The following is a 7406-nucleotide window of genomic DNA, read 5'->3' on the forward strand; positions in this document are numbered from 1 at the left end:
TGTTTCTCTATTCGATTACAATAACAATGGTTCTTGACAATTTATCATGAATGGCGCGCAAGAATTTGTCTTTAAAAGCAAAAATAAATGGCAAAAAACAAGCTATTGTTTCTAAAATCTTAATAAAACAGCGCACCAAGACAATTTCAAAACTAGGTTTATCTAAGCTCAAAACAGAAATAATTTTGAGCTTAAAAATCATCTTTCCAAGCGAAGCTCCAAAAAAAGATACAAAAAAAAGCTCATAAAAAAAATGAAAAATGAAAATGAAAAATATAAAATTTTGAATAAAAAATATTTTTGTCTCTATAGTCGAAATCTTCCCTGAAAAAAAATAACAACAAAATGCCCACGAAAGACAGCCCGCAATCAAAATATCAATAAAAAAAGCGCCTGCCCTATGAGAAAAAGAGGCTATGCTTAAATTTTCGCGAAACAATATTTCCTCTAGTTTCTCATCTGTCAAATTCATAGGTACTCCAAAGCCCTAAATCCAATATCATCACGATAAGCCATCCCTTTAAAATGAACTTTTTGTACTAAAGAATAAGCATTATTTCTTGCTTCAAGCAAAGTTTTTCCCTTTCCGATACAAAGCAACACTCGTCCCCCAGTGGCTAATAAAACATCTGCTTTTTTATCGACGCCTGCAAAAACCAAATGCCCGATTCTTTCATCAAATGCATCAATGCTAATAGTTTGAGGTTCTGAATTTTTATAAGGATAATCCTTAGAAACAACCACCACTCCAAGACAATATTCATCAAAAAATTCAACTTTCAATGCCCTTAAACGACGATTGATTGAGGCATAACACAAATCCAACAAAGGGGTTTTTAAAAGTGGTAGTAAAACTTCGCACTCAGGATCGCCAAAACGCACATTAAATTCAAGCAAATAAGGTTCAAGCTCCCCATCATTTTCAACCACCATAATACCGGCAAAAAGAATGCCACAAAAAAGAGCATCTTCTTGTGCCATTCCTTTTAAGGTAGGCTCAATGATTTTGGTTCTAATCTTTTGTTTTAAGGACTCATCACATAAAGGAGTGGGAGCATAAGCACCCATACCCCCCGTATTAGGTCCCATATCCCCACTTAAAAGACGTTTGTGATCTTGACATACGGGCAATAAAAGACAATCTTCCCCATCTGTCAAAGCAAAAACTGATAATTCAAATCCTTTTAAAAACTCTTCAATCACCACACGTTTCCCAGCATCTCCAAAACTCTTCCCACCAAGCATCATTTCAAGCGCTTCATTTGCTTCTTCTTGGTTTGAAGCAATGATAACCCCCTTGCCCGCACAAAGCCCATCAGCCTTGATAACGATTGGGGGCGTGAGCGAAGCAATAAAGTCTTTGGCGAGTTTTAAATCTGATGTCTGGAGATAAGCTGCAGTAGGGATATGGAAGCGAGAAACAAAATCTTTCATAAAAGCTTTGGAACCTTCCAATTGAGCCGCTTTTTTACTAGGACCAAAGACTTTGATTCGGGCTTCCCTAAGCTTATCAGATAAACCTTCTACAAGAGGGACTTCTGGACCTATCACAACCAAATCAATACCAACATCTTGAACAAATTTTATAATCTCTCTATCGTCCTTGCAAAAAATATTTTCTCCGATATTTTCAGTAGCCCCATTTCCAGGACAAAAATAAATTTTTTCTATTCGGGAATCTTCTAAAAATTTTTTTCCAAGCGAATATTCTCTTCCTCCGCTCCCTATAATTAATATTTTTTCTTTCATTAATTTTCCATTGCTGTTTTTACCCAAATGACCGCTATCTGTTTGTGCGCAGCTCAACAAAGCTACAAATTAGACCAAGAGAACCTTATTAGGCGGCAGATTCTAACCCATCAAGGCTCAAACGAAAATACCGAACACACAAAGATCGCTACAATCAGTCTGAAAATACTTAATATTAACGAACTCGCAAAATTTTTAGAAACACGAATCATTCAGGCATTGCAATTATAATCCATAGAGCTTTAAAATACCATATCATATGCTTAAAAACTAATAAATAATCTTTGCTAAATACAAACCATTAGGACTCACTGGATGAGTAAAAACTCTTTTTTTGCATTTAAGCTGCAAATTCAAATCTTGAAAGGTTATTTCTCCGCGTGAATAAGCCAAAACTGCCCCAATCATCAACCGAACCTGTGCCCTTAAAAAACCTTCAGCTTCCAAATAAATCACATTATAGCTTATTGATAAAATCGTATGCCTGTAAAATCGGGCGATAAAAATTTCTCGTACATCGTTTTTAGTGTCGCTACCTTGTTTTTTAAAATAAGCAAAATTATGTCTCCCTAAAAAAACCTTTAGCCCTTCTTTAATCCGATCCCTATCTCCATAAATTTCTTTAGAAACATATTTTGAAATGAAAGGATTTTTAAAATCATTGCTAAAAATATAACGGTATCCTCTTTTTTTTGCGTCAAATCTGGGATGAAAAGAGTTGTGGGTTTCTCTGATACTTTTAACCAAAATATGCGGGTATAGCTTTTGATTGAGCAATGTTTTTATTTTTTCAACCTCTCTATTTACAGGAACACAAAAAGAAATGATCTGACCACTTGAATGAACTCCTTTATCCGTCCTCCCTGCTCCGATGATCTCATCTTCTATGCCCATACTTTTAAGTGCTATTTCAATTCTTTCTGAAACACTCATAATCCCGTGTGTTCTTTGTCTTGCAAACCCATTAAATTCGCTCCCATCATAAGCGATCTTTGCTACAAGCCTTTTCATTAATAAAATTTCAAAATAAAACGCTTATAAAGATAATATGAGCCAAGTAACCACAAAACAGGCAATAGAGAAATCCCCAAAAAAGGTGCATTTTGACTTGTGATATGCATAATCAAAAAATAAATTCCAACCCCTGAAAGAATATAAATATAAGACATATTTTTATGAAATCTAGGATTGGCAATCCCAAATAAGGGAATCAAAAATACACTTACAAGAGGAAAAACAGATGTCATTATCGCCTGCGCAAATCTTCTTGCTTGAGAAGAATCTCCTTTAAATGCACTTTTCCAATAATTAATCAAATCATAAGAACTCATTTTCAATGCACCAGTTTCATTCTTGAGATTCATTTGTTTAAAATCAACCTTTTTAATTTCTCCATTTTGTGCAAAATAAGCATCTCCGTCATATAAATTTAATTCAAAAATCCCGCCTTTATTATTTACTGCACCACTTTGAGCAACAATAAAGCTTTCTTGAGAAAGTCCATCGTTTGAAAAAAGCACAAGATGATCATAATGATTGTGATTGGCCTTATCCACATACACCAGCCAATCCCCTAATTTTTGACCAAATTCTCCAGGTCTGATATTGATATCAACTTTATTTTTTTTCTCAGCAACAAAATCCGAATAAGCACTTTTAGACAGAGGAATCATCACTAAAGAAAACATTAATAAAACAATACTGACAAGCAAACTGACGGGGACAAAAATCTGCAAAATCTTTTTAGGAGAAATTCCAAGAGAAAAAAATACCAGCAACTCATAATCATATGAAAGCCTTGAAAGTCCCAAAACACACGATGCAAAAAAAGTAATTGGAATGATAAAAAAAACAGTTCCGGGCAAAGAATATAAAAATAATTGAGCCAAATCCAAAACGCCCATTTTTACAACCAAAGTAACGCCTGCTATACCAATGAGCAAGACAATGGAGGCGATAAAAAACAATACCAAAAAAAACGGAAAAAAAATCTGTGAAATCGCTAAAAAAACATACCGCTTAACCATTATAAACCTCTAGAAAAAATCCAAAAAATAATCCCAAAACAATAAAAGTAATCAAAGGAATTTTTACAATCTTTTTGGAAAACAATCTCAAAAATAACCCCCAAGCACTTGCAAAAACACAGCCCACAAATATCCCACTCAAAGCATCATTAATCCCAAATAAAAATCCGCTTGAAGCGATAAAAACAATATCCCCTTCCCCTAAAACTTCACGCTTAAAAATCATATCTCCAAATATTCTCAATACTGCAAACAGCCCTGCCAAACCAAATCCATCAAGCAATTTATTCACAAATAGCGCTCCATTGCCCTCAAAAAATACAACACCAAAAATCACAATAAAAAATAACCCAAAATTCATCCAATCAGGCACAGCTAACTTTTTAAGATCAACCAACGCCAAAAGCAACATCAAAGAAAAAACCGCCATTGCCCAAAAACGAAAGATTCCCTGATAAAAAAACCCAACACCCAATCCCAAAAATAAAAGCAATGCAAGCACAAAGACACAAAAAGACATTAGATCAAAAACATCGCGACAATGCTTATCAAATCTAGTAATCCCAAAAATCCCCCACCCCAAGATTATTACAGCCAAAACAGTCATATCAAGACTATTTGGGGAAAGAAAGAAATATAAAAGATTATTTCCCTCAAAAATAAGCAGATCTGATTCCATCACCGCATCACGCCATCTACAACCGGCACAAACAAGCATTTTTCAAGAATTTCAGGGGCTTGGAGCTGATTATTTTTTTTGCGATAACGTTTAATCACTTGAGAACCGCCTTCCAAAACCGGAGCTACAAGCAACCCGCCTTCTTCAAGTTGATCGGCAACGGCTTGAGGAATATCGCTTATACAAGCCGAAAATAAAATCCTATCATAAGGACCAAAAGCAGCCCAACCTCTTTGCCCATCATCAAGCTTTGTATTGATATTGCTCACACCTGATTTTCTGATCCTTTCTTTTGCCTCCAAAAGAAGTTTTTCAATGCGTTCTATCGAAAACACTCTGCGAAACAATTTTGAAAGAACCATCGCTTGATAGCCACTTCCACAACCTATCTCAAGCACACTATCAGCACCTTCAGGCATTAAATATTGAGTCATCTTTGCAACCGTCAAAGGGGAGCTAATCCATTGATCTGCACCCATCGGAAGAGCATCTAAATTATAAGCTAAATGCTTCAGAGAAGAAGGTACAAAAAGCTCACGATCAATGCTAGCAATAGCTGTTCGAACATTTTCTTCAAGAGGAAACTGCTTAGCAATTTCCTCACACATCAAATGACTTTTGATTTTAAACATTTTTTAATTCCAAACCAATGTGAATATATTTTCTCATTTTATTGACTTCATTTAAATCCGCTTCCAAAGAAACGATTTCCCTACCATCATCTTTATAAACCAAACCATAGGGGGTAATGATTGCGCTACCTTTTGCCATCTGATCGTTTGCACTATCACTTGCAACCACAAAAGCTTGATTAGCAATAGCAAGAGCTTTTGTAAGGGTTTCATAATGATCTTTTCTTGCCTTACCCCATTGGGCAGGAACAAAAATAATTTCAGCCCCACAAATTCGTTTCCACAAATCAATAAATCTAAGTTCAAAACAATTTAAAGCCCCGCATTGAATACCATCAATAAAAAAAGGAGTGATCTCCTCAATATTTCCGGCTTGAAAATGCAAATGCTCTTCTCCAAGCAAAAATAATTTATGTTTTGCTTGCTTGTGGATTACTTCGCCTTTATGAAAAACCTTTAAATTATTATAAAAATAATTGCCATTTTTTTCAATCATCGTTGTAATAATGCTCTTATCATTTGATATTTTTAAGAGATATTCAGTGACTTTTTTAGAAAAATCACTTGCCTCTTCCATTCTCTGATAAGCAAACCCACTAAAAACAACTTCAGGGGTCAAAACGATAGAATCTTGTGGGCATTTTTGAATCAAATCCCCAATTTGAGCAAGATTAACCTCAAAATCTTGCCGTGTTTTAATCTGCAAAGCATACAATCGTTTAGAAATCATCAAAATTTACGCTCCCTTTCGCATAATTGGTTACTTTAGCTTCAAAAAAATTCGTTTTTTGATCGTTAAAACTAGCAAATTGATCGACCCATTTAATAGGATGAGGGACATTATAAAGTTTAGAAATACCCACTTTTGAAAGCCTCTCATCAGCTAAATAACGGATATATTGATGGATAATCTCTGATGTCAATCCTAAAATCTGTCCTTGAGTGATATAATCTCCCCAAGCTGACTCAATTTCAACGGCTTTTTTAAACATTTCAACCACTTCTTCTTCAAGATCTTTTGTAAATAAATCTGAACGCTCACTTTTCAAAGCATTGATCATATTTTGAAACAACACCAAATGCGTCACCTCATCACGCTGAATAAAGCGGATCATCTGAGCAGATCCAAGCATTTTCCCACTACGAGCCAACGTATAAAAATAACTGAAGCCGCTGTAAAAATAAATCCCCTCCAAAATCTGATTGGCAAACATTGCTTTAACAAAATTTCTTTCTGTCGGATTTTTGGCAAGCTCCAAATAAACATTGGCAATATAGTCGTTTTTACTTCGAAGCTGCATATCTGTACGCCACATATCATAAATTTCATCAGTATTTGCAGAAATGGATTCCACCATCACTGCATAACTTTGGGAATGCAAGGCTTCCTCATAGGCCTGTCTAACAAGAATAAGATTAATTTCAGGACTTGTAACATAAGGATTAACATTATCGATCAAATTATTGGTTTGAAGACTATCCATAAAAATCAGCTGGGCTAAAGCCCTATCATAGCCTAATTTTTCCTGATCGGTAAGACCGCCGTTGTAATCGCGCTTATCAGGGTTCATATTGACCTCTTCAGGAAACCACGTATTTGCTAACATCAACTTCCAAAGATTATATGCCCATTGATATTTAATCTTATTGAGGTCAAACATACTCGTGGGATTGCCTCCAAATATCTTGCGATCATTGACACCCTCTGTAGAATTTGGATTATAAATTTTTTTGCGTGCAACAATGTGATCATACATTGACAATCCTTTATTGAAAAATTTATTAAAACAATATCCAAAAATTACTTTAATTTTCGCATAAGCCTTATTTTATCAACTCTATTCAGTTTTTTTTAAAGGTTTAATAAGTAAAATACAAACCTTTATTTTGGAACAGGATAAAGTTTCAAACTACAGCGCGGAAGTGGCGAAACTGGCAGACGCACCAGACTTAGGATCTGGCGCCGCAAGGTATGGAGGTTCAAGTCCTCTCTTCCGCACCAAAAACTTTCGATCAATCCCCGCAAATACACTCATACCTGATTTTAATCATTTTTCTTAAATGCCAATAACTGATCCCGATAATACTCATATTGTTTTTGACGTGCATTGATTTCAGCAGGCAAACCAATGCAAAGATCATTGCACAAAGCATCAAATCGATCCAAAATCCCAACGATTTCATTTTGGACTTCTATGGGTGGGATGGGGATTGGAAGTGTCCAAAGATAATTTTTATCTAATTTTGGCATTGAAGCACCATAAAGATGTTTTTGAAATTCATTTTGATGATTTTTTAAGACATAAAATATAAATTTAA

Annotated in this window: 9 protein-coding genes and 1 tRNA gene; 1 reads left to right on the top strand and 9 read right to left on the bottom strand. The window is 35.0% G+C overall.

Annotation, left to right across the window (positions count from 1 at the left end; genetic code table 11):
- Positions 1–7: 7 nt before the first annotated feature.
- From BKH41_RS08755 to BKH41_RS08790, 8 genes are all read right to left on the bottom strand, one after another.
- Positions 8–472, bottom strand: a complete 465-nt coding sequence (locus BKH41_RS08755; RefSeq protein WP_095299108.1) for an RDD family protein — start codon at positions 470–472, stop codon at positions 8–10.
- Positions 469–1749 carry a phosphoribosylamine--glycine ligase gene (gene purD / locus BKH41_RS08760; protein ID WP_095299112.1) on the bottom strand — a complete coding sequence of 427 codons (1281 nt, stop codon included), beginning with the start codon at positions 1747–1749 and terminating at the stop codon, positions 469–471. The genes BKH41_RS08755 and purD overlap by 4 nt, the downstream gene beginning before the upstream one ends.
- A gap of 270 nt (positions 1750–2019) precedes the next feature.
- Positions 2020–2760 (bottom strand): tRNA pseudouridine(38-40) synthase TruA, encoded by a 741-nt coding sequence (truA, locus tag BKH41_RS08765; protein WP_095299114.1) that lies wholly within the window; start codon positions 2758–2760, stop codon positions 2020–2022.
- On the bottom strand, positions 2760–3776 hold the full coding sequence (locus tag BKH41_RS08770) for an LptF/LptG family permease (protein WP_095299117.1): 1017 nt from the start codon (positions 3774–3776) through the stop codon (positions 2760–2762). Before BKH41_RS08770 ends, truA begins: the two co-directional genes overlap by 1 nt.
- Complete coding sequence (locus tag BKH41_RS08775) at positions 3769–4455, bottom strand: prepilin peptidase (protein ID WP_180762798.1); 687 nt, start codon at positions 4453–4455, stop codon at positions 3769–3771. The genes BKH41_RS08770 and BKH41_RS08775 overlap by 8 nt, the downstream gene beginning before the upstream one ends.
- Positions 4455–5087, bottom strand: a complete 633-nt coding sequence (locus BKH41_RS08780) for a protein-L-isoaspartate(D-aspartate) O-methyltransferase (protein ID WP_095299121.1) — start codon at positions 5085–5087, stop codon at positions 4455–4457. The genes BKH41_RS08775 and BKH41_RS08780 overlap by 1 nt, the downstream gene beginning before the upstream one ends.
- Complete coding sequence (locus tag BKH41_RS08785) at positions 5080–5817, bottom strand: carbon-nitrogen hydrolase family protein (protein WP_180762799.1); 738 nt, start codon at positions 5815–5817, stop codon at positions 5080–5082. The genes BKH41_RS08780 and BKH41_RS08785 overlap by 8 nt, the downstream gene beginning before the upstream one ends.
- On the bottom strand, positions 5807–6844 hold the full coding sequence (locus BKH41_RS08790; RefSeq protein WP_095299125.1) for a ribonucleotide-diphosphate reductase subunit beta: 1038 nt from the start codon (positions 6842–6844) through the stop codon (positions 5807–5809). The genes BKH41_RS08785 and BKH41_RS08790 overlap by 11 nt, the downstream gene beginning before the upstream one ends.
- 160 nt (positions 6845–7004) lie before the next feature.
- Between BKH41_RS08790 and BKH41_RS08795 the strand changes: the two genes are divergently transcribed.
- A tRNA-Leu gene (locus BKH41_RS08795) sits at positions 7005–7089 on the top strand.
- A 42-nt stretch (positions 7090–7131) separates the two neighbouring features.
- Here BKH41_RS08795 and BKH41_RS08800 read toward each other — a convergent pair.
- On the bottom strand, positions 7132–7406 hold a 275-nt coding region (locus tag BKH41_RS08800), incomplete at its 5' end, for a restriction endonuclease subunit S (protein WP_143428725.1).

It is taken from the genome of Helicobacter sp. 12S02232-10 (assembly GCF_002272895.1).
GTDB lineage: Bacteria > Campylobacterota > Campylobacteria > Campylobacterales > Helicobacteraceae > Helicobacter_J.

Bases quoted from the DNA above. Each gene is read 5' to 3' on its own strand.
- BKH41_RS08755 (WP_095299108.1), bottom strand. From the start codon at position 472: ATGAATTTGACAGATGAGAAACTAGAGGAAATATTGTTTCGCGAAAAT.
- purD (WP_095299112.1), bottom strand. From the start codon at position 1,749: ATGAAAGAAAAAATATTAATTATAGGGAGCGGAGGAAGAGAATATTCG.
- truA (WP_095299114.1), bottom strand. From the start codon at position 2,760: ATGAAAAGGCTTGTAGCAAAGATCGCTTATGATGGGAGCGAATTTAAT.
- BKH41_RS08770 (WP_095299117.1), bottom strand. From the start codon at position 3,776: ATGGTTAAGCGGTATGTTTTTTTAGCGATTTCACAGATTTTTTTTCCG.
- BKH41_RS08775 (WP_180762798.1), bottom strand. From the start codon at position 4,455: ATGGAATCAGATCTGCTTATTTTTGAGGGAAATAATCTTTTATATTTC.
- BKH41_RS08780 (WP_095299121.1), bottom strand. From the start codon at position 5,087: ATGTTTAAAATCAAAAGTCATTTGATGTGTGAGGAAATTGCTAAGCAG.
- BKH41_RS08785 (WP_180762799.1), bottom strand. From the start codon at position 5,817: ATGATTTCTAAACGATTGTATGCTTTGCAGATTAAAACACGGCAAGAT.
- BKH41_RS08790 (WP_095299125.1), bottom strand. From the start codon at position 6,844: ATGTATGATCACATTGTTGCACGCAAAAAAATTTATAATCCAAATTCT.